23 protein-coding genes are annotated in these 19,782 nt (G+C 65.0%); 13 read left to right on the forward strand and 10 right to left on the reverse strand.

The window, feature by feature from the left end; all coding sequences use genetic code 11:
- Positions 1-38 precede the first annotated feature (38 nt).
- Positions 39-641, forward strand: a complete 603-nt coding sequence (gene rplI / locus AB7Z56_RS25530; protein ID WP_063983702.1) for a 50S ribosomal protein L9 — start codon at positions 39-41, stop codon at positions 639-641.
- Between the two features lie 36 nt (positions 642-677).
- Here the strand turns inward: rplI and AB7Z56_RS25535 are convergent, their stop codons facing one another.
- The 4 genes from AB7Z56_RS25535 to AB7Z56_RS25550 form a co-directional block, all read right to left on the reverse strand.
- The gene (locus tag AB7Z56_RS25535) at positions 678-1,145 is read right to left on the reverse strand and encodes a PaaI family thioesterase (RefSeq protein ID WP_028149711.1); all 468 of its coding nucleotides are present in this window, start codon (positions 1,143-1,145) and stop codon (positions 678-680) included.
- A gap of 10 nt (positions 1,146-1,155) precedes the next feature.
- Positions 1,156-1,752: a TetR/AcrR family transcriptional regulator gene (locus AB7Z56_RS25540; protein ID WP_231144888.1), complete on the reverse strand. Its 597-nt coding sequence runs from the start codon at positions 1,750-1,752 to the stop codon at positions 1,156-1,158.
- Between the two features lie 108 nt (positions 1,753-1,860).
- A complete protein-coding gene (locus tag AB7Z56_RS25545) occupies positions 1,861-2,850 on the reverse strand; it encodes a hypothetical protein (protein ID WP_063986420.1) in 990 nt (329 codons plus the stop codon).
- Positions 2,851-3,162: 312 nt separating this feature from the next.
- On the reverse strand, positions 3,163-3,468 hold the full coding sequence (locus tag AB7Z56_RS25550) for a hypothetical protein (RefSeq protein ID WP_231144886.1): 306 nt from the start codon (positions 3,466-3,468) through the stop codon (positions 3,163-3,165).
- A gap of 442 nt (positions 3,469-3,910) precedes the next feature.
- Here AB7Z56_RS25550 and AB7Z56_RS25555 point away from each other — a divergent pair, with 442 nt between their 5' ends.
- Positions 3,911-5,419, forward strand: coding sequence for a replicative DNA helicase (locus tag AB7Z56_RS25555; protein ID WP_063983703.1), 1,509 nt, complete (start codon positions 3,911-3,913; stop codon positions 5,417-5,419).
- A gap of 46 nt (positions 5,420-5,465) precedes the next feature.
- Positions 5,466-6,749: an alanine racemase gene (gene alr, locus AB7Z56_RS25560; protein WP_441256834.1), complete on the forward strand. Its 1,284-nt coding sequence runs from the start codon at positions 5,466-5,468 to the stop codon at positions 6,747-6,749.
- Between the two features lie 150 nt (positions 6,750-6,899).
- Here the strand turns inward: alr and AB7Z56_RS25565 are convergent, their stop codons facing one another.
- A complete protein-coding gene (locus tag AB7Z56_RS25565; protein ID WP_071914679.1) occupies positions 6,900-7,124 on the reverse strand; it encodes a cysteine rich repeat-containing protein in 225 nt (74 codons plus the stop codon).
- On the opposite strand from AB7Z56_RS25565, the gene AB7Z56_RS25570 reads away from it, so the two are divergent.
- Both AB7Z56_RS25570 and AB7Z56_RS25575 read left to right on the forward strand, forming a co-directional pair.
- Positions 7,123-7,572, forward strand: coding sequence for a hypothetical protein (locus tag AB7Z56_RS25570; RefSeq protein ID WP_231144883.1), 450 nt, complete (start codon positions 7,123-7,125; stop codon positions 7,570-7,572). The genes AB7Z56_RS25565 and AB7Z56_RS25570 overlap by 2 nt on opposite strands.
- Positions 7,573-7,640: 68 nt before the next feature.
- Positions 7,641-8,417, forward strand: a complete 777-nt coding sequence (locus AB7Z56_RS25575; protein ID WP_063983707.1) for an exodeoxyribonuclease III — start codon at positions 7,641-7,643, stop codon at positions 8,415-8,417.
- A 142-nt stretch (positions 8,418-8,559) separates the two neighbouring features.
- On the opposite strand, the gene AB7Z56_RS25580 is transcribed toward AB7Z56_RS25575, so the two are convergent.
- The 3 genes from AB7Z56_RS25580 to AB7Z56_RS25590 form a co-directional block, all read right to left on the reverse strand.
- Positions 8,560-9,375, reverse strand: coding sequence for a DUF4886 domain-containing protein (locus tag AB7Z56_RS25580; protein WP_063983708.1), 816 nt, complete (start codon positions 9,373-9,375; stop codon positions 8,560-8,562).
- 98 nt (positions 9,376-9,473) lie between these two features.
- Positions 9,474-9,842, reverse strand: coding sequence for a GFA family protein (locus AB7Z56_RS25585; RefSeq protein ID WP_063983709.1), 369 nt, complete (start codon positions 9,840-9,842; stop codon positions 9,474-9,476).
- Between the two features lie 77 nt (positions 9,843-9,919).
- Entirely contained in the window at positions 9,920-10,237 is a 318-nt protein-coding gene (locus AB7Z56_RS25590) for a hypothetical protein (protein ID WP_063983710.1), read from the reverse strand.
- A 180-nt stretch (positions 10,238-10,417) separates the two neighbouring features.
- Here AB7Z56_RS25590 and AB7Z56_RS25595 point away from each other — a divergent pair, with 180 nt between their 5' ends.
- The 8 genes from AB7Z56_RS25595 (at position 10,418) to AB7Z56_RS25630 (ending at position 16,400) form a co-directional block, all read left to right on the forward strand.
- Entirely contained in the window at positions 10,418-11,158 is a 741-nt protein-coding gene (locus tag AB7Z56_RS25595; protein ID WP_166095906.1) for a FadR/GntR family transcriptional regulator, read from the forward strand.
- Positions 11,158-12,111: an NAD(P)-dependent oxidoreductase gene (locus AB7Z56_RS25600; protein ID WP_354095448.1), complete on the forward strand. Its 954-nt coding sequence runs from the start codon at positions 11,158-11,160 to the stop codon at positions 12,109-12,111. Before AB7Z56_RS25595 ends, AB7Z56_RS25600 begins: the two co-directional genes overlap by 1 nt.
- Before the next feature lie 10 nt (positions 12,112-12,121).
- Positions 12,122-12,805, forward strand: a complete 684-nt coding sequence (locus AB7Z56_RS25605) for an amino acid ABC transporter permease (RefSeq protein ID WP_063983713.1) — start codon at positions 12,122-12,124, stop codon at positions 12,803-12,805.
- Positions 12,806-12,812: 7 nt separating this feature from the next.
- On the forward strand, positions 12,813-13,481 hold the full coding sequence (locus AB7Z56_RS25610; protein ID WP_063986421.1) for an amino acid ABC transporter permease: 669 nt from the start codon (positions 12,813-12,815) through the stop codon (positions 13,479-13,481).
- A gap of 1 nt (position 13,482) precedes the next feature.
- Positions 13,483-14,241, forward strand: coding sequence for an amino acid ABC transporter ATP-binding protein (locus AB7Z56_RS25615; protein WP_063983714.1), 759 nt, complete (start codon positions 13,483-13,485; stop codon positions 14,239-14,241).
- A gap of 19 nt (positions 14,242-14,260) precedes the next feature.
- On the forward strand, positions 14,261-15,055 hold the full coding sequence (locus tag AB7Z56_RS25620) for a transporter substrate-binding domain-containing protein (RefSeq protein WP_063983715.1): 795 nt from the start codon (positions 14,261-14,263) through the stop codon (positions 15,053-15,055).
- A gap of 68 nt (positions 15,056-15,123) precedes the next feature.
- Positions 15,124-15,570, forward strand: a complete 447-nt coding sequence (rpiB, locus tag AB7Z56_RS25625; protein WP_063983716.1) for a ribose 5-phosphate isomerase B — start codon at positions 15,124-15,126, stop codon at positions 15,568-15,570.
- Positions 15,571-15,674: 104 nt separating this feature from the next.
- Positions 15,675-16,400, forward strand: a complete 726-nt coding sequence (locus tag AB7Z56_RS25630; RefSeq protein ID WP_063986422.1) for a sulfite exporter TauE/SafE family protein — start codon at positions 15,675-15,677, stop codon at positions 16,398-16,400.
- A gap of 6 nt (positions 16,401-16,406) precedes the next feature.
- Here AB7Z56_RS25630 and AB7Z56_RS25635 read toward each other — a convergent pair whose 3' ends face one another.
- Positions 16,407-18,485 (reverse strand): putative bifunctional diguanylate cyclase/phosphodiesterase, encoded by a 2,079-nt coding sequence (locus AB7Z56_RS25635; protein WP_063983717.1) that lies wholly within the window; start codon positions 18,483-18,485, stop codon positions 16,407-16,409.
- Complete coding sequence (locus tag AB7Z56_RS25640; RefSeq protein ID WP_231144879.1) at positions 18,485-19,642, reverse strand: ABC transporter substrate-binding protein; 1,158 nt, start codon at positions 19,640-19,642, stop codon at positions 18,485-18,487. Before AB7Z56_RS25640 ends, AB7Z56_RS25635 begins: the two co-directional genes overlap by 1 nt.
- Positions 19,643-19,782: the final 140 nt, after the last annotated feature.

The following is a 19,782-nucleotide window of genomic DNA, read 5'->3' on the forward strand; positions in this document are numbered from 1 at the left end:
AAAACCCAACTCACTCAACACTTCAAAGGAGAACGAATATGGAAGTCATTTTGCTGGAACGCGTGAGCAAGCTCGGCCAGATGGGCGAAGTCGTGAAGGTTCGCGACGGCTATGCCCGCAATTTCCTGCTCAAGCGCGGCAAGGCGCTGCGCGCCACCGCCGACAACCGCGCCAAGTACGACGGCATGAAGGCCGATCTCGAGGCTCGCAACCTCCAGTCCAAGGGCGAGGCGTCCAAGGTCGCCGAGAAGATCCAAGGCAAGAACATCATCGTGATCCGTCAGGCTTCCGAAGCCGGCCAGCTGTTCGGCTCGGTCACGGTGCGCGACGTCGTCATTGCGTTCGAAGCCGACGGTGTCTCGCTTGAGCGCCCGCAAGTGCAGCTCGACGCGCCGATCAAGACCATCGGCAAGCACACCATCACCGTCGCCGTTCACCCCGAGGTCGAGGTCGAGGTTTCCGTCACGGTTGCGCGCAGCCAGGACGAGGCCGAGCGCATCAACCGCGGCGAGGACATCTCGACCCGCAACGAGGACCGCGATGCGGCCGCCGAAGCGATCGCCGCCGCCGGCGAGTTCTTCGATCCGGAAGCCCAGCAGGACGACGAGCCGGCGCCGGCTGCGGACGAGACCGAGAAGTAAGACCCGCGTTCGCGCAGGTTGCGACGCCCGGCCGCCTCAGGCGGCCGGGCTTTTCGTTTTCGCGGCGACGTCCTCGCTCAGCATCGCGATCGAAGCGAGCGCAGTTGCCGTGTGCTTCTCGACACCGTCGTTGACGCAAAACACGTCGGCCGCGACCACCGAGACCTGGCGGCCCGGCTTGATCACCCTGGCCCGGCAGATCAGTTTCTCGCCGACCGCCGGCGACAACAGATTGAGCTTGTATTCCGCCGTCAACGCCGGCTGGCCGCGCGAGGTCGCCGCCGCGATCGTCGTGGCGTTGTCGACCAGGAAGGCGGTGACGCCGCCGTGGAAGAAGCCGTGCTGCTGGAGCAGCTCGGGCCGGCGCGCGACCGCAATCGTGCAAGTGCCGCGCGACAATTCCGAGAGCTCGGCGCCCACCAGGTTCATAAACCCCTGACGGCCGACATTGGCGTGGATGCGCTCGGCTACAGCTGCGAATTCGGGATCTGCTTCGGCTCGCATGCGGCTTCTCCTATTGCTTGTGGATGCGATCGGGCGGCCGCAGCGCACGGATGGCACAGGCGACAAGCGTGTCGGCTTCGCTGCGCGGATCGGCGCGGTCACGTCCCGAGAGAAAGGCGCGGCAGAAGATCTGGGCAGGGCCGATGAGCTGGCTGACGAACATCACCGGCGTCATCGGCAAGAGCTCGCCGCCGGCAACCAACGGCGCGCGCCAGCGCTCGATGCCTTCGGCAAGGCGCGCATTCTGCGCGCGCTGAGCGTCGCGGACGTCCTCGCTCCATTCGCTGCGCGATATCTCGAAGAGATAGCGGGCCTCGCGCCGGCTCGACACCACCCAGTCGAGATGGGCCCGGATCAACCGATCGATGCCCTGCCCGGCCCTCGGCATCGGATCGAGCGCGGCCAGCACCGCGGCGTGATAGTGCCGCAGCACCTCCAGGAAAAGCGCGCCCGCCAGTTCCTTCTTCGATCCGAAGACATGAAAGAAGCTGCCGTTGGAGGCGCGTGCCCGGGCGCGGATCGCTGCCACCGTCGCGGCTTCGAAGCCGACGCGGTCGAATACGAAAAGCCCGGCCGCCAACAGGTCGTCACGCACGCTCGTCGTCATCGACGCCTCCTAGAGCATCACTCTAGAGTAACGCTCTAATTGCAGTCAAGACGATGCGAAGGCCGCGATGCGTGCGGCCTTCGCAAATCGACGGAAAATCTGGCTCGCTTAGCGCGAAATCGGCGGTGTGGGCGGACCGGACGAGTCGGCTGGCGCCGCGGGCGGGGCCGCAGCGGTCGCGGGCGGTGCAGGCTCCTGCGGCTTGGCTGCCGGCTCGGAGCTCACGGCAGGCGCGGCCGGCTTAGCAGCCTCCTCCGCCGGCTTGGCCTCGGCGGGCTTCGCGGCGGCAGACGGTGCAGCCGGCGTGACCTGCGGTACCGGATCGGGCCGCAGCGCCGGAGTATCGCTGCCGCGCGGCTCGACCTTGGCACTATCCGGCCTGGCCTCAGCGGGCTTCTCTGCCGGCTTGTTCTCGGGCTTCGCCTCGTCACGGCCGGGCTCGACCTTGGCCGAGTCGGGCCTGGTCGTGTCAGGCTTGGTCTCGGCCTTCGGCTCGCTCTTCTTGTCTTCAATGGCCGGCGCGGCGGCGTCGACCTTCGGTGCTTCCTCGGTCCCGGGCTTGGCGCGACGCTTAGCTTTGCGTCCCTCGGGCGCGGCCTGGCCCTCGGGCTTCGCACCTTCCTTCGATCCCTCCTCGGGTGGCCGTGCCGCGCGCTTCTGACGGGCGCCCTCGGGCGCGGCAGCCTCGCCGTCCGGCTTGGCGGCGTCCTGGGAGCGCTGGCGGCGCCCCTGATGGTCCGGCGCCTGGCCGGGCGCGGTATTGGCTTCCTTCTCCTTGGCGCCGTCCTTTTTGTCCTTGCCGTCCTTGGCCTGGTAGCGGGTGTCGGTGGCACCGTTGGAGACGAGGTAGGACGCGAGCACGCCGGCCATGTCGGAGCTGGTCGTGTAGTGCTGGCGCAGGAAGCCCGGCAGCGAGCCCGGCGCCACCGTCTTCAACAGACCGCGCGGGCTCTTGTGGCAGGCACTGCAGGTCTGCGCGAAAAGCTGGGATGGGGCCTTGCCGGCCTCGAGGTTCGTCGCCTGCGCAAGGACGGTATCGGTCACGCCGAAGCCGATCAGAAGAAATACCGTCGCGAGGCTGAGCGCTCGGCTCGACATTCCCATCATCTCCATTGAATTTACGCGAATGCAGCCGGCATAAGGCGCGGCGGCGGGTCACCTTTTAGCGGATTGAGCCGCGAATGGAAGCAGCCTCCACACGCAAGGATGTGATTAAGCGCTTTTGGAATATCGGCTGTGATCACAGCGCAATAGCGCTGCAGCTTGTTCGAGTGCCGGTGGCCTCGTGAGACGACGCGTCGCCTGTCGGAAGCGGCACATCGTCGCAAAGTCACGACGCCGCAGACACCCGTCATCGTGCGCGCGAAGGCGGCGCCGAACCCGGACCTGACGCTGGTTGGTGAATGAATCCTAATGACGCAGGGTCGAGATCTGGGACGATCGGAAAGAGGCTGTTAACGCCAGTTGCGCCCGCAGGTCCGCGAGGGTCTCGGGCGAGACCGGCTCGCGCCGCACTTCGGGCCGCTCGGCGTGCTGCATGGCCGCGATCAGCCCCGACAACCAAAGCCGGCTGGCCGCCTCGCTTCGCCAATTCTGGTGCTGCCGTTCTGGCCGCATCGCTCGCCTCGTTCCCTGGTGGCGGGAGACAACCCCCCGACCGCCTTCCTGTTCCGGGTCGTACCCCGAAAGAATCCGGGGAGATGTGATCTGTTTCACATAAGTCTCGTCGGGCCCGGCTTAGACCGTCGCCATGAGCAAGCGGACCCAAACCTCATTCGACGTGCAGGACGACCTCCGCACCGATTACGCTCTGATCGCCACCGGCGTCGGAGCGGCCTTGGTTGCGCTGGTCTACCTCCTGCTGGTCTGAATCCGAGCCCAAAGCTCCCGGCGTGCGTCATTTCGCGCGCTTCTTGATACGTCTGCGCGCCAATCCATTAGGTTCATGTCACCCGGAGTTTTCCGTGGCGCGGTCACGGCCGCTTCCGGGACGGGCGAGTTCCGCAAAAACCGTCAAGCGCGGCGCGTGCCGCGGCTGCCAATCATCCACCATTTTAACTGAGCGGTTGATAGCGGTCAGCTTTTGCTTCCGCTTTGGCCTGAGGCGGCGCTTTATCCCGGCCCCGTATCCGCCCCAGAAAATTGCTAACGCTCGACCATGGCCCTGACTGATTCGAACGTCCTCAAACTCGCGCCCGAGCCCGGAACTCCGGCGTATCGGAGCGCGCCGCATAATATCGAGGCGGAACAGAGCCTTCTCGGCGCGATCCTGGTCAACAACGACGCCTTCTACCGCGTCTCCGACTTCCTCGAGCCGAAGCATTATTTCGAGCCGCTGCATCAGACCATCTACGAGACGGCCAGCAGCCTGATCCGGATGGGCAAGATCGCCACGCCCGTCACGCTGAAGACGTTCCTCCCGGCCGACACCGATGTCGGCGGCATGACCATCGGGCAATATCTGGCGCGGCTCGCGGCGGAAGCAACCACCATCATCAACGCCCAGGACTACGGCCGCACCATCTATGATCTGGCGCTGCGACGCGACCTGATCGGCATCGGCGAGGACATGGTCAATGTCGCCTATGACGCGCCGGTCGACTTCGCGCCGCGGGCGCAGATCGAGGACGCCGAGCGCCGCCTGTACGAACTCGCCGAATCCGGCCGTTATGACGGCGGCTTCCAGAAATTCTCGCAGGCGTTGGCGGTCGCGGTCGATCTCGCGGCCAAAGCGTTCCAGCGCGATGGAAAGCTGTCCGGCATCTCGACCGGCATGCGCGACCTCGACACCAAGATGGGCGGCCTCCAGCACTCCGACCTCATCATTGTGGCCGGACGCCCGGGCATGGGCAAGACTTCGCTGGCGACCAACGTCGCCTACAACGTCGCCAAGGCCTATGTCGGCGAGGTCCAGGCTGACGGCACCATGAAGGCCGCCAATGGCGGCGTGATCGGCTTCTTCTCCTGCGAAATGTCGGCCGACCAGCTCGCCACGCGTATCGTCGCCGAGCGCACCGGCATTCCCTCCTCCCACATCCGCCGCGGCGGCATCTCGGAAGCCGATTTCGACAAGATCCGGGAAGTCTCGATCGAGCTGCAGTCGCTGCCGTTCTATGTCGACGCGACCGGCGGCCTGTCGATCGCGCAGCTGATGGCACGCGCGCGCCGGCTGAAGCGGCAGAAGGGCCTCGATCTCCTCGTGATCGACTACATCCAGTTGCTCTCCGGATCCGGCAAGCGGAGTGACAACCGAGTACAGGAAATCACGGAGATCACGACCAGCCTGAAGGCGCTGGCCAAGGAGCTCAACGTTCCCGTGATCGCGCTGTCCCAGCTCTCACGCCAAGTCGAATCCCGCGACGACAAACGGCCGCAGCTCTCCGACTTGCGTGAATCCGGATCAATCGAGCAGGACGCCGACGTCGTCCTGTTCGTTTACCGCGAGGAATATTACCTCGCGATGAAGGAGCCCCGCCCAGGCACGCCTGAACACGAGAAGTGGCAGCTTGACATGAGTCTTGCGCACGGAAAAGCCGAGGTCATCATCGGCAAGCAGCGCCACGGCCCGACCGGCACCGTCGATTTGGCGTTCGAAGCCTCGGTCACCAGGTTCGGCGACCTCGCGCCTGACAGTCAGTTGCCGGTTCGCAGCGGCAACGACTACTGAGTTCCTTGAACCAGACCGGCCTCTTGCGTAAAACGGCGCCATGACAATGGCGTCCGACCCGAAAATGATCCCGCAATCCGGCCTCCTCTCCGCGGAGGCCAATCAGGCTGCCGCGCTCGCAGCCTATGGCGGCGTGCTCACCGTCGATCTCGACGCCATCATCGCCAATTGGCGCAAGCTCGAGAAGACGGCCGTGCCGGCCGAATGCTCGGCCGTGATCAAGGCCGATGCCTATGGCTGCGGCGCCGCGCAGGTCTCGCGGGCCCTGAGCAAGGCCGGTTGCAAGACCTTCTTCGTCGCCACCATCGAGGAAGCGCGCACTGTGCGCGAAGCCGTGCCGGAAGCCGCGATCTACGTGCTCGGCGGCTATTTCCAGAACACCGGCGAGCACTACGCCAGGATCAATTGCCGGCCGGTGATCGGCGATCTCAACGAGCTTGCCGAATGGGACGTGTTCTGCCGCCGCACCGGCTGGACCGGAGGCGCCGCTGTTCACATCGACACCGGCATGAACCGGCTCGGGCTGACGCTTGCGGACGCGCAGGCCATCATCCCCCGCATCAACGCCGGCGATCCCGGCATCACGCTGGTGATGAGCCATCTGGTCTCGGCCGAGCAGCTCAACAGTCCCGTGAATGCAAAACAGCTGGCAACCTTCCGCAGTATCGCCAGCGAATTTTCCGGCGTGCCGGCTGCGCTTGCCAATTCCTCCGGAATCTTCCTCGGCGCGCCCTTCCAGTTCGACCTGGTGCGGCCGGGCGCAGCGCTCTACGGCGTCAACCCGACGCCTGAGGCCGACAACCCGATGCAGCCGGTGGTCGACCTCAAGGCGCGCATCGTGCAGACCCGCAATGTCGAACGCGGCGAGAGCGTCGGCTATGGCGGCACCTGGACCGCGCGGCGGCCGACAAAACTCGCAATCATCGCAGTCGGCTATGCCGACGGCTATTTCCGCGCCGCCAGCTCCAATGACGGCACCCGCGGCGCCGAGGTCGTTGTCGCCGGCAAGCGCTGCCCGGTCGCGGGCCGCGTTTCGATGGACCTGATCGCGATCGACATCACCGACTTGGCCCCGAACGCGGCGCGGCGCGGCCACATGGTGACGCTGCTCGGCGAGGGCATCACCGTCGACGAGCTCGCGCATCATTTCGGCACGATCGGCTACGAGGTGCTGACCAGCCTCGGCCACCGCTACGCCCGCGTCTACAAGGGCGGCAATGAGGTGGAGCCGCTGGTCAAGCCGGAGCCCGCGCTGGTGCAGGCGGCCGAGCAGCCGCCCTCCCCGCCGCCGATCGAGCAGCCCGCGAGCCCGCCGCCGCTGCCGAGTTAGGGACGCGCCCGTTCTTCGGGCGCGGCGCAGCGCTCCTTCAGCAATGCGCTGCAGAGCCGGGGCCATCTTCTCGCACCGTACTCTGTCGCTTTCTGGGTCCCGGCTCTGCGGAGCAGCGTCACACGCTGCGCCGCGTCCGGGACACGAGACTTACTTCTTCCGGCTGTCGAGCGCCGTCTTGCAGGACGCGCTGAGCTGATCGCGCTTGGCGTTGAGGCAGGCGATGATCTTGCCGCCACCGGGCGCGATGCCGGCGCAGAATTTGTCATAGTCCGCCTTGCACGCGCCGCGTGGATCGGACGATTGTGCCGACGAGACACCGGAGAACGCGACGACGAATGCGACGATGGCGAGGCTCAGACTGGACTTCAACATGGATTTGGATCTCCGGTGGCGGCGCAAACGACCGCGGCCGCAATCTCTACATGAAGATTGCGGCACTCAACGTCAACCGAATCTGTCCTACGACCGCGCGGCGAAGCCTGATGTCGCTGCCTCGCCCGTGGTCCTAGGGGCGATGATGCTTCATCGATCTCATCGCGCTCTATTATCCGCGCACCTTGTTATCGATAACCCACGCATCCATGCTCTCTTTGCACGCGTTGCCGATATGGCTCCTGTACCTGTTCAGGCAAGCAACAATGCGCCCGCCCCCCGGCACGACACTGGGGCAGTATTTGAAATATTCCACCCTACAGGCGATTTCCATTTTCTCGGCAGCAAGAGCCACTCCGGAAAATGCGGTTGCGGCCACGACTACGGCAAGGCAAAGCTTGGTCATCGTCAAACCTCCGTCGTGTTGATCGGCAATTTTGGGTTGTAAGCATACATCGTGGAACGCCGATGACAACGGTAGCGAGTCATTTCTGAAGATTTCCAGTCGTTGGGCCCATGAGGATCGCGACGTTCAACATCAACAATGTCAACCGCCGCCTGCCCAACCTGTTGCGTTGGCTGAGCGCGGCGAAGCCTGATGTCGTCGCGCTCCAGGAACTGAAGGCAGCCGACGGCGAATTTCCGGCAGCGGCCATCGAACAGGCCGGTTACGGCGCGGTGTGGCGTGGACAGAAGACGTGGAACGGCGTCGCCATCCTCGCCCGCAATGCCGAGCCCATTCTCACGCGCGACCGCTTGCCGGGAAAGCCTGATGATCGCGAAGCCCGCTACATCGAGGCCGCCGTGCGCGGAATCATCGTCACCAGCATTTACCTGCCGAACGGCAATCCGCAGCCGGGGCCGAAATTCGACTACAAGCTCGACTGGTTCGCGCGCCTCAAGCGCCACGCCAAGACCTTCATCAAGCAGGATCTGCCCGTGGTGCTCGCCGGCGACTACAACGTCGCGCCTAATGAGATCGACATCTATCCGACGCGGTCATGGGACAAGGATGCCTTGATTCAGCCGAAGAGCCGCGCTGCGTTTGCCTCGCTCATTGAACAGGGTTGGTGTGATGCGATCCGCGAACTGAATCCGGAGAAACGCATCTACACGTTCTGGGACTACAAGCGAAACCGCTGGCCGCGCGATGCGGGCCTCAGACTCGATCATCTCCTGCTGAGCCCCGCCCTGGTCTCGCGTCTGGCCAAGGCGGGTGTCGACAAGAAGGTGCGCGGCGAGGAAGGGGCGAGCGATCACGCGCCGGCGTGGGTGGTTCTGAAGGAGCGTTGACGGTGCCGTAGGGTGGGCAAAGGCGCTCTTGCGCCGTGCCCACCATCTTCTATCGCGAGTAAGGTGGTGGGCACGCTTCCGCCTTCGCTCTTCTAGCTACGGCGGACAAGTCGCTTTGCCCACCCTACGAGATCGCGCCAGATCAACGCCCGTAATACTCCTGCACCGTATCCCACGCCGCCTTTTGCAGCAGTTGGGTGGTCTCCGCATCCAAGCCCGTCGCATAGGAATTGCCGACCGGCGAGCGCCCGGTCAGCGCGGCGAGCGTCACACAGGTTGCCAGATACGTGCCCGCCGGACTCGGGTGTCGCTTGTCCGGCGCATACAGATTGAGCTCCGGCTGGAGCTTGCGCACGCGCGCGAAGGCGAGGCCTGCGGGAATCACGAGCGCATCATTGGCATTGCCGGCGAGCGTATAGGCCTCGGCCAAGGCTTCCGTCATCTCCGGCTTGTCGGCATAGGCCCAGGACATAAAGAACACCGGCCGCATGCCGTGGGCACGGACGATCTCGCTGTCCTTCTTGGCGAAGGTCGCGAACGCGTCCTTCAATTGCGGATGGATCGGGCACTGGCTGCAATCCATCATGACGACGGCGTCGAACTGCCTGCCCGGCTTGTTGAAGACGACGTTGTTCTGCTCGTCGAAGGAATAGGCGCCGATGCCGCCCGGCCGCAGCAGATTGTCCATGTCGTGCCAATCGAGGCCGGAGCCGCCGATCGTAGCCATGGTGTTGCGGTACGCCGCCTTGTTGTCAGCATCAGCCGCGCGCTCCATGAAGGAGAGATGCCCGGGCATGCCGTTGTTGTAGTAGAAGAAGCTGTTGCCGACGAACAGCGCGGCCTTGGGGAAGTCAGGTCCTGATGTCGTGACCTTCGGTTTGGTCTGCGCCTGCGCGTTGAAGCCGGCTGCAACGGCCAGACACATTGCGAGCATCACTCGCGCAAAACGACGCATCATGGCTTCCCCCCCTTTTTCTCTGGGGCCGGACCAAATCAGCTTTTCAAAATCGCCTCAAGGTCACAGATGCGCAGCGGACATGCGCGCGCCCTGCATGCTCACCACAAATTCCTGCCGTCGATCATGTTCACCGGCACGGCATCGAGATCGAAATCGTCGAACAGGCGCGCGTTCACCGCAACCTTGGGATTGTCGAAATCGGCCTTGCCGGTCGACCAGTCCGGCGACTCCGAATAAGTACCGCAGCCGCAGCTCGCGCAGAAATGATGCTTGACCGTGCGGCTGCCCCAGAGATAGGTCGCCACACTTTCCGGCGGCGACAGCAGGCGAAATTGCGCCGGCGTGTAATAGGCCCACAACGCGCCCCGCTTGGCGCAGAGTGAGCAGGTGCAGCGCGTCACGCTCGCCGGCGCCTCCGTCACCTCGAACACCGTCTCACCGCAATGACAGCTTGCCTCGATCGGCATGGACCCGCTCTCCGTTTTGTCAGGAGATGGTCGTAGCTTGCCCCTGCTGCCAACATGCTGTCAGCAGCGCAACTCGGTCATGGAGCCTCGTTCGCGGACAGCCGCCTGGCGTTCGCGGCCACGTGCTCGCGGTAGCGCTGGACGATCGCGGCCGGCGTTGCTCCCGCAAGCAGGCTCGCGGCCGCCTCGAAAGCCGCGGCGATCTTCTCGCTGACCATCAGCACGGCCTCCTGCCGAGCGCCCTCGTCGCCGTGGCTGAGCTTCTCGCAGCGCAGCCGCACCACCTCGCTCGCTTCGACCGCGAGCATCGCGCCCGCATACCAGGGAAAGCCGTTGTCGGATCCGCTGAGCGCCGCATGACGGTCGAGGGCGGAGAAAGAATGATGATCGGGCATCGCGGACCTCAAATTCTTTGAGTGAGCGCTCCGATCAATACGCCTCAAATTTGAAGGATCCGGCCGGGGAACTGATCGGATTAGCCGCGCCTGCGACACCCGCAATTAACCAAGGCTCTTGACGCCGACGCTCTGGTTAGCCTACTGGTCTGACCAAGATCAGACCAAGAAGAGACCGGGATGGAAGTGAAGCGGGCCACTGAGGGCGAAAAAGGGTTCGAGAAGGTGTTCGCCTTCCTGCGCGAACGCCTGCTTGCGGGCTCGCTCAAGCCCGGCGACCGCCTGATTTCCGAGCGCGAGCTGGCGACCCTCCTCGGCGTCAGCCGGCCGATCGTCCGCGAGGCGCTACGCGCCCTCACCGTGCTCGGCATCGTCGAGATCCGCGACCGCATCGGCACCGTGGTGACGCAGCCGGACGTCTCGGTGCTGAACGACTTCTTCACCTTCGCGCTCGCCCAGCAGGCGGACATGCTCGATGACGTCATGCAGGCGCGTGTCGCGATCGAGTGTCAGGCGATCCGGCTCGCCTGCGAGCGCGCCAACATTGCCGATTTCGAACGCCTGCAGCGTGCGCTCGCGAAGATCGGAGATACGATCGACGAGGCCGATGCCGGCGGCATGGCCGACTTCGAATTCCATCGCGCCATCGTCGTGGCATCGCATTCGGAAACGCTGACGGTCTTGCACGGTTCGCTGGCGGGGCTGCTGACGCATTCGCATCGCAGCCGCCGCGAGCTGGTGCAGGCCTTCCCGTCGATGAAGACGTACCTGATCGACGACCATCGGCGCATCTTCGACGCGATCATCGCGCGCGACCCCGAGCGAGCGGATGCGACGCTGCGCAAGCATTTTGCCATTGGCGACGAATACCGCAGGCGCGCCGTCGTCGGCGACATCGACAAGACCAGCGCCTCAGGCTGATCGCGGCAGGCCAACAAGCAAGAAACCACTCAACCAAGAAACGGACGACTGACATGGGACGGAACGACAAGGGCAATGTCGGCTTCATCGGTATCGGCACGATGGGCCGCGAGATGGTGCGCAACCTCCTGGTGGCCGGGCATGCGGTTCGCGTCTTCGATCTCAACGAAGCCGCCTTGGCCGACAGCGTCAAGGAAGGCGCGGCCGGCGCCAACAGCCCCGCTGACGCCGCGCAAGGCGCTGACATCGTCATCACCATGTTGCCCGACACGCCTCATGTCGAGGCGACCGTCTACGGCGAACATGGTCTCCTGAAGTCTCCCCCGCCCGGCAAGCTGATCGTCGACATGAGCACGATCTCGCCAGTCGCCGTCCGCCGCATCCATGCCGACCTGCAAAAGGCCGGCGTCAGCTTCATCGACGCGCCGGTCTCGGGCGGGCCCGTGGGCGCCAAGAACGCTGCGCTCTCGATCATGGCCGGCGGCGATGCGGCGGCCTTCGCGCGGGCCGAGCCGTTCTTCCGCGCAATGGGGACGACCATCACGCATGTCGGCGCGTCCGGCGCGGGCCAGACCGTGAAACTCTGCAATCAGTTGATCTGTGGCATCAACATCCAGGCGATCTGCGAGGCGCTGGCGCTCGGGCGCGCTTCCGGCATCGATCTCAATCTGCTGCGTCGCGTTCTGCTCGGCGGCTCCGCCGCCTCCTGGATGCTCGACAAGCTCGGCCCCGCGATGATCGCGGGCGACGTCTCCGCCGGCTTCCGGATCGATCTCCAGCTCAAGGATCTCCGCCTGGTGCAAGAGCACGCACAGGCGCTGAGCGTGCCGTTGCCCGGCACCGCGCTCGTCACCAGCCAGTACGTGGACGCACGCGCGCATGGCGAAGGCAGCAACGGCAACCAGGCGCTGTTCCGCGTCTATGACCGCATGACCAACCAGACCACCGGCTGAACCTGATACGATGAGCCTCCAACTCGACTTTCCCGCGGTGCTGGAGCGTTGGCCGAATTTTCTGGCCGGCGCGGCGCTGACGCTGGAGTTGGCGGCCTTCGCGACGGTGCTCGGCGCCCTGTTCGGCACGCTCGCAGCCGTCGGCCGCGGCTCACGAAGCCCGCTGATCGCGGGCGCCTGCAAAGGCTATGTCGAGACCATCCGCAACACGCCACTGCTGGTACAGATCTTTCTGGTCTATTTCGGCCTCGCCAGCCTCGGCCTGAAATTCTCCGCCTTCACCGTGGCGGTGGCCGCGTTGACGATCAATGTCGGCGCCTACACCGCCGAGATCATGCGCGCCGGTTTCGAAGCGATCCCGCGCGGACAGATCGAGGCCGCCGAAGGGCTGGCGCTGTCGCGACTGCAAATCTACTGGCACATCATCCTGCTGCCGGCGATCGAGAAGGTCTATCCGGCGCTGACCAGCCAGTTCGTACTGCTGATGCTGGCTTCCTCGGTCTGCTCGCAGATCTCGGCGGAGGAACTCACCGCCGTCGCCAACTACATCCAGTCGGACACCTATCGCGCCTTCGAGACCTACATCATCGTCGCCGTGCTCTACGTCATCCTGTCGCTGGTGATGCGCGCAGGCTTCTGGGGCCTAGGCCTCGTGCTGTTTCCGCGCCGGCGCCGGCTCGGCACACCGTTGTGAGATGACCATGGGCGGACATCTCAACATCAATCATCTGATGTTCCTCGGCCAGGGCGCGCTGTGGACGATTGGCCTGTCCGTGATCGCGCTGATCGGCGGCGGCATTGTCGGCTTCGTGATTGCGCTCGCGCGCATCTCGCCGCTCAAGTCGGTGCGGATCGCCAGCGGCGTCTATGTCCAGCTGATCCAGGGTACGCCGCTGCTCGTCATCCTGTTCCTCGGCTATTTCGGCCTCGCCGCGATCGGCCTCAAGGTCTCGCCGTTAGCTGCCGCCGGCGCCTCGCTCACGCTCTATGTCTCGGCCTATCTCGGCGAGATCTGGCGCGGCTGCATCCAGTCGGTGCCGAAGCCGCAATGGGAGGCCGCCGAAGGCCTCGCGCTGAGCCGGACCCAGCGCATGATGAAGGTGATCCTGCCGCAGGCGATCCGCATCGCGACGCCGCCGACCGTCGGCTTCATGGTGCAGATCATCAAGAATACCTCGCTCGCCTCGGTCGTCGGCTTCGTCGAGCTGATGCGGTCGGGCCAGATCGTCAACAACTCGCTGTTCGAGCCGTTCGCCATCTACGCGATCATCGCCGTCGTCTATTTCACCATGTGCTATCCCCTGTCCCTGTTCAGCCAGAAGCTGGAACGGCGGATGGGGCGTGGCAGGTCCAACCTCGCACCAGCCTGACATGCAGCAAAACCCCTCCTCCTCCGAACCGATCGTGTCGCTCCGCGACGTGCAGAAGAGCTTTGGCCCGCTGCGGGTGCTCGATGGCGTCTCCTTTGCCGTCGAACGCGGCGAGGTGCTGGCACTGATCGGCCGCTCCGGCTCCGGCAAGAGCACGGCGCTGCGCTGCATCGACCGCTTCGAGAAGGTCGACGGGGGCGAGATCGTCGTGTGCGGGCATCGCGTCGACCGCCCTGATGTCGATCTGCGCGCGCTGCGCCAGGACGTCGGCATCGTGTTCCAGAGCTACAATCTGTTTCCACATCTCACGATCGAACAGAACATCACGCTCGCCCCCTGCGCCGTGAAGGGCATGGCCGCCTCGCAAGCCAGGGACCTCGCCCGAAAAGTGCTCGCGCAGGTCGGGCTCGAGGAGAAGCTGCACGCCTATCCCGAGCAGCTCTCGGGCGGCCAGCAGCAGCGCGCGGCGATCGCCCGCTCGCTCGCGATGCAGCCGAAAGTGATGCTGTTCGACGAGGTCACCTCCGCGCTCGATCCCGAGCTTACTGGCGAGGTGCTGAAGGTAATCGAGCAATTGGCGGCGGACGGCATGACCATGGTGATGGTCACCCATGAGATGGGTTTTGCCAAAGGCATCGCCGACCGGATCGTCTTCATGCATCGGGGCAAGGTCCACGAGACCGGCCCCGCCTCGATCCTGACGTCGCCGGCGACGCCCGAACTCACGCAATTCGTGGGCACTGGAAACTTAAAATCATAACAGGAGAGGAGAACCAAGGATGACAAACAAGACACTGCTGGGGACCGCCACCGCGCTGTTCGGCCTCGTCATGATATCAGCCACGCCGGCGTCGGCCGACCTGCTCGACGACATCACGCAGGCCAAGAAAATCCGCATCTCGACGGACGTCGCCATTCCGCCCTCGGGCATGATGGACAGCAGCATGAAGCCGACCGGCTCCGACGTCGAAGTGGCGCAACTGCTCGCCAAGGATTGGGGGCTCGAGCTCGAATTCATCCAGACCACCGGTGCGACGCGCATCCCCAACGTCCTGACCGGCAAGGCCGACATCATCATCTCGACCCTGTCGGTGACGCCCGATCGCGCCAAGGTCATCGACTTCACGAAGCGCTATGCGACGCTGCAGTCCGACGTCGGCTGCCTCAAATCCTCGACCGTCAAGGACTGGCCCGACCTGAAAGACAAGCCGATCGGCGTCTCCCGCGGCACCACGCAGGACACCACCCTGTCCAACATGAAGGACAAGGACCTCAAGATCTCGCGCTACGACGACGACGCCACGATGGTGACGGCGGCCGTCTCCGGCCAGGTCGACTGCGTCGCCTCGTCGGCGACGATCATCAACCAGATCGGGGTGAAGAACCCGTCGCGCGTGTTCGAGTCACGGATTCCGCTGGCGACCTTCGACCTCGCGATCGGCCTGAAGAAGGGTGAGCAGCGCCTGATGGACAAGCTCAACGCCTGGATCACCGAGAACGTCAAGAACGGCAAGCTCAACGCGATCTACAAGAAATTCCATGGGGTCGAGCTGCCGCCCGACATGCGCAGCTGAAACCAGGGAAAATCGTGGCAGCCGCGAAGCGGCTGTCACGACCAACATAAAATCAAGAAGGACATCACATGCGTCTCGTCATCGGATCCGACCACGCCGGCTGGCCGCTCAAGCAGACCGTTATCGACCACATCCGCAGCCTCGGCCACGACGTCGTCGATGTCGGCTCCTATGACGACAAGCCGGTGGATTTCCCCGACATCGCGCGGGCCGTTGCGCAGAAGGTGACGTCAGGCGAAGCCGCACGCGGCATCATGGTGTGTGGCACCGGCGTCGGCGCCTCGATCGCGGCCAACAAGATGAAGGGCATTCGCGCCGCGGTCTGCCACGACGTTCATTCCGCCCATCAGAGCGTCGAGCATGACGACGTCAACGTCATGTGCATCGGCGCGCAGATCGTCGGCGCCTGGCTCGCCGTGGATCTGGTCTCGTCCTATCTCTCCGCCGAATTCTCTACGGACGAGGATTTTCGCCGCCGCGTCGAGAAGCTGCGCATCATGGACGAGCAAGGCTGACGGCCGGCCGGGATGGCATGCGCTGAGCGATTGGTTCCCTCGCCTGGAATGGATCGCCCGCATCGCCGGCCACGGCTAAACTCTCCCGATTCGTGGAGAGCACCTTGGCCTTTCTCTTCGTCCTCATCGTCGGCCTGATCGCCGGCACCGTCTCAGGCATCGTCGGCACGGGGTCGTCGATCATGCTGATGCCGGTGCTGGTCTATGCCTATGGGCCGAAGGAAGCCGTGCCGATCATGGCGGTCGCCTCCGTGATGGCGAACTTCTCGCGGATCCTGGCGTGGTGGCGCGAGGTCGACTGGCGGGCCTGCGCGGCCTATTCGGTGACGGGCATTCCGGCCGCCGTGCTGGGCGCGCGCACGCTGCTCGCGCTCCCCTCGCACGCCGTCGATCTCGCCATCGGCGTCTTCCTGATCGCGATGGTGCCGGTGCGGCACTGGCTGGCGCGGCACGATCTCAAGGCCAATCTCTGGCACCTCGCGATCGGCGGGGCGATCATCGGCTATCTCACCGGCATCGTGGTCTCGACCGGCCCGCTCAGCGTGCCGCTGTTCCTGTTCTACGGCCTGTCCAAGGGCGCCTTCCTCGCAACCGAGGCGGCCTCCTCACTCGGCCTCTACTTCGCGAAGTCCGTGACCTTCGAACGTTTCGGCGCGCTGACGCAGGACGTCTTCATCAAGGGCCTGGTCGCAGGCTCCTCGCTGATGTCGGGCGCCTTCATCGCAAAACGCTTCGTGCTGCATCTCAAGCCGGAGATGTTCCGCCTGGTGATGGACGCGATCATGATCGCGGCCGGGCTCTCCATGCTCTGGAACGCAACGCAGTCGTAATCGCGCTCAGGCGGCGAATTCGGGCGCGATCGACGGGCTGCCGGCGACGACGCGGCTTGTCTCAGTGGGTACCGCCTGCTTTTCGAGCCATTGCAGCACGGCGTCGAGCGGCTGCGGCCGATGGTAGTGATAACCCTGCCCGAGCATCACGCCCATCTCGCGCATGGCCTCAGCCTGCTCGGGCCGCTCGATGCCTTCCGCGACAAGCTTCAGCCCCAGCGTGCCGGCGAGCGAGGCGATGACGCCGACGATCGCCTTGTCTTCCGCGCTGTCAGGGATCTCGCTGATGAAGGCTTTGTCGATCTTGACCTTGTCGAGCGGGAAACGCCGGAGATGAGCGAGCGAGCTATAGCCGGTGCCGAAATCGTCGAGCGCGATGGTTGCGCCCAGGCGCCGCAGGCGGTGCAGCGTCTCGGAGGCGCTGGCGATGTTGTTGATCAGCGAGCCCTCGGTGATCTCGAGCTCCAGCAATGATGCCGCGACATCGAAACGCGCGCAGGTCGCGCGCAGCTCGGCAGCGAGCGAATGGTCGGCGAGCTCGGACGGCGGCAGATTGATCGCGATCCGGATCTGCGGCCTGCCGGCGGATGCCAGTCGCTGCAGCGCGCGACAGGCATCGGTCAGCACGTAGCGCGTCAGCCGCGCATTGTTGCCGCTGCGCTCAATCAGCGGCAGGAATTCGCCGGGACCGATCAAACCAAGTTCGGGATGGCGCCAGCGGATCAGCGCCTCGAGGCCGACAACGGCCTGGCTCTCGAGGTCGACCTGGCTTTGATACCAGACCTCGAACTGCCCGTCGGCGAAGCCTGCGGGAATGGCGAGCTCGAGATCCCGGCGGCGGCGATAGTCGCGCTGAAGCGCTTCGTCGAGCACGGCGACCGTGCCGGGCGCCTTGCTCTTGGCATGGTAGAGCGCGATGTCGGCGAGCGCCGGCAAATGCGACAGCTCGGGATCGCCGGCGCGGCGCACGGCAAGGCCGATGCTGGCGCGCGGCACGACCTGCTTGTCGTGCAGCCGGATCGGCTCGGAAATCGCATCTAACAGCTGGCGCGCGAACGCCTGGGCGGTCGCTTCATTGCTGACCTCGGGGCGGATGACGACGAATTCGTCGCCGCCGAGCCGGGCGACCCAATCCTGCGGTTCGACCGCATCACGAAGGCGCTCGGAGATGTGCACCAGGAACTTGTCGCCGGCATCATGGCCGAAGGTGTCGTTGATGCCCTTGAAGTCGTCGAGATCGATGAAGCAGAAGGCGATCAACGAGTCCGGCGAGCCGGCATCGCCGCTCAGGGTCACCAGATGCTCGGACAGCGAGCGACGATTGGGCAGGCCCGTGAGCGGATCGTGCGCGGCCATGTGCCCGAGCCGGTCGAGCGCGCCCGATGTCGTGTGCTGCATGGCGTTGAAGGCACGCGCGAGCTGGCCGAATTCGTTCGTCGATTTGATGTCGGCCGGATAGGCTCGCCCGTCCTGCTTGCTGCGCTGGATCGCCGACATGATCGCGGTAAGCGGCTTGCCGATGAAGATGTTGGCCGATATCCGCATCGCGATCAGGGTGGCAAATGTTGCGAGCAGGCCGACCACCAGCAGCAGCATCAGCCGGCTGCCCGTGTCCGTGTAGACCGTCGCATAGGAATAGGCGATCGCGATACGACCGGCCTGCACGGCGATGTTGCCGTTGCTGTAGCGGATCGGACGCGAGACTTCCGATACCGCCTGGTCCGCCGGCCGCGCCACCACCCGCGCGATCGCGACGCCGGTGTCGTCATAAACGGCCGCCGCGGCAATGGTCTCGTCGTGCATGATCTCGTTGAGCACGCTCGTGACCTGATCGTAGCGCATCTTCCAGAGCGGCTCGGCGATCAGCTCGGCGCGGCTCTCTGCGGTGCGGGCAATGCGCGCGTCGAGCTGCCTGATCTGCGACCAGAAGCTCGATGCCTCGACGCCGGCGGAGGCGAGCAGCTGCACCACCAGCAGCACCGGCACGGTGGCCCAGATCATCGCACGGACCACCGAGCGCGAGCGCGACGGCGCCGTCGCCTGCTGCTTGCGATCCCGATCGGTCATGTCGTCACCGTTTCGCATCAGTCAGCAGCGCCTTCCGGAAGCGTCAGCGAAGAGATGAGCGCATCGATGGAGAAATCGTACTGGCCGCAGCGCCCCGCCCTCGCCCTGAAGCGCGCGAAATCGATCCGATCGAAGGCGCGCGTCTTGATGAGGTCTCCGACCGAAGCGAGATTGTCGCGCGTGATCGCGGACGTCCTGGCCTCGACGCGGGGCGATGCGGTCGCGAAATCGCAGCCGTCGGCGTAGTCGCGCAGGAGGACGATCGACCAGCCGCCGAGCAGAAAATGTCCGCCATCGGTCATGAGCAGACGGCCCGCCTTGATCTCGCGCAGCGCGTCCTCCGACCAGTTGAGGCCGACCAGCTGGATGTTTCGGCCGGGCGTGAGGCCGGCCGCGACCACCGCGCGAAGCGCGCCGAGCGCCATCGGATCGTTTCCGGCCCAGATGCCGGCAGGCCGGATCTCCTTGCGCGCGGCCCAGCTCAGATAATTCCTGGTGACCTGCTCTGCCTCCGACTGGGTCCAGTTGGCGAACAGCATCCGGTCCACCACCACGTCGGGCGCGGCGTCCACCGCGAGCTTGAGACCCGCGTTGCGGGCGATCGAGGCCGGCGTGATCTCGTCGCCGCCGATGCCGAGAATGTGGATCTTGCCGTCCGGGCTCTGCCATTTCTCGGCGCGCGCCACTTTGATCAAGGCATTGGCCATCCTCGCACCCGCGGTCTGGAGATCCGTCGTGATGTCGCCGAGCCAGGTCTTGAGCTTTTGCCGGGGCGGTCCGAGGCGCGCGGCGTCGTCGCCGATCAGCGTGTTCGAGAGCAGCAGCGTCTTGACCCCGGCGGCCTCGGCCGCCTCCAGGATGGGAACGGCGGCGGATTCCTCGTTCGACAGGATGAGGAAGTCCGGCTTGTCGGCGCGTGCCACCACGCCGAAGCCAAGCTCCTGCATGGTGCGGTAATTTCGTTCGCTGGTCAGCACCTCGACATGCGCGTCGAGCTTGCGGCCCGCGGCCTGCATGGTCTGCGCGACCATGTCCCAGTAGACCTCGCCGGTCTTGCCAGGGTTGACGAAAACGATATTGAGACGCCCGGCGTCGGCCGCAACGGCGCCGCCAATCGGCAGAAGAAGGCCGCAGGCCATGCCCACGGCGAGCATTATCCGCAAGACTACCGTCATTCGTTTCGCCATCCCGTATCGGTTTCGAAACTGGACCGGCGTCCGCTAACATTTGGCAAAGTCCGGAACGGCGCGGCGGCGTAGAGCTAACAAAGGGTGTATCGGCTGCGGTGAATTGGGCTAATGGGGGTTACGGCGAT

This window comes from Bradyrhizobium sp. 482_C4_N1_8, from assembly GCF_052075965.1.
Taxonomy (GTDB): Bacteria; Pseudomonadota; Alphaproteobacteria; order Rhizobiales; family Xanthobacteraceae; genus Bradyrhizobium; species Bradyrhizobium barranii.

Coding starts and splice junctions, on each gene's coding strand:
- AB7Z56_RS25615 (WP_063983714.1), top strand. CDS start 13,483: ATGCAGCAAAACCCCTCCTCCTCCGAACCGATCGTGTCGCTCCGCGAC.
- AB7Z56_RS25545 (WP_063986420.1), bottom strand. CDS start 2,850: ATGTCGAGCCGAGCGCTCAGCCTCGCGACGGTATTTCTTCTGATCGGC.
- AB7Z56_RS25610 (WP_063986421.1), top strand. CDS start 12,813: ATGGGCGGACATCTCAACATCAATCATCTGATGTTCCTCGGCCAGGGC.
- AB7Z56_RS25535 (WP_028149711.1), bottom strand. CDS start 1,145: ATGCGAGCCGAAGCAGATCCCGAATTCGCAGCTGTAGCCGAGCGCATC.
- AB7Z56_RS25635 (WP_063983717.1), bottom strand. CDS start 18,485: ATGCGAAACGGTGACGACATGACCGATCGGGATCGCAAGCAGCAGGCG.
- AB7Z56_RS25605 (WP_063983713.1), top strand. CDS start 12,122: ATGAGCCTCCAACTCGACTTTCCCGCGGTGCTGGAGCGTTGGCCGAAT.
- AB7Z56_RS25590 (WP_063983710.1), bottom strand. CDS start 10,237: ATGCCCGATCATCATTCTTTCTCCGCCCTCGACCGTCATGCGGCGCTC.
- rplI (WP_063983702.1), top strand. CDS start 39: ATGGAAGTCATTTTGCTGGAACGCGTGAGCAAGCTCGGCCAGATGGGC.
- AB7Z56_RS25570 (WP_231144883.1), top strand. CDS start 7,123: ATGGATTTGGATCTCCGGTGGCGGCGCAAACGACCGCGGCCGCAATCT.
- AB7Z56_RS25540 (WP_231144888.1), bottom strand. CDS start 1,752: ATGACGACGAGCGTGCGTGACGACCTGTTGGCGGCCGGGCTTTTCGTA.
- AB7Z56_RS25565 (WP_071914679.1), bottom strand. CDS start 7,124: ATGTTGAAGTCCAGTCTGAGCCTCGCCATCGTCGCATTCGTCGTCGCG.
- AB7Z56_RS25585 (WP_063983709.1), bottom strand. CDS start 9,842: ATGCCGATCGAGGCAAGCTGTCATTGCGGTGAGACGGTGTTCGAGGTG.
- rpiB (WP_063983716.1), top strand. CDS start 15,124: ATGCGTCTCGTCATCGGATCCGACCACGCCGGCTGGCCGCTCAAGCAG.
- AB7Z56_RS25595 (WP_166095906.1), top strand. CDS start 10,418: ATGGAAGTGAAGCGGGCCACTGAGGGCGAAAAAGGGTTCGAGAAGGTG.
- AB7Z56_RS25575 (WP_063983707.1), top strand. CDS start 7,641: ATGAGGATCGCGACGTTCAACATCAACAATGTCAACCGCCGCCTGCCC.
- AB7Z56_RS25640 (WP_231144879.1), bottom strand. CDS start 19,642: ATGACGGTAGTCTTGCGGATAATGCTCGCCGTGGGCATGGCCTGCGGC.
- AB7Z56_RS25580 (WP_063983708.1), bottom strand. CDS start 9,375: ATGATGCGTCGTTTTGCGCGAGTGATGCTCGCAATGTGTCTGGCCGTT.
- AB7Z56_RS25555 (WP_063983703.1), top strand. CDS start 3,911: ATGGCCCTGACTGATTCGAACGTCCTCAAACTCGCGCCCGAGCCCGGA.
- alr (WP_441256834.1), top strand. CDS start 5,466: ATGGCGTCCGACCCGAAAATGATCCCGCAATCCGGCCTCCTCTCCGCG.
- AB7Z56_RS25620 (WP_063983715.1), top strand. CDS start 14,261: ATGACAAACAAGACACTGCTGGGGACCGCCACCGCGCTGTTCGGCCTC.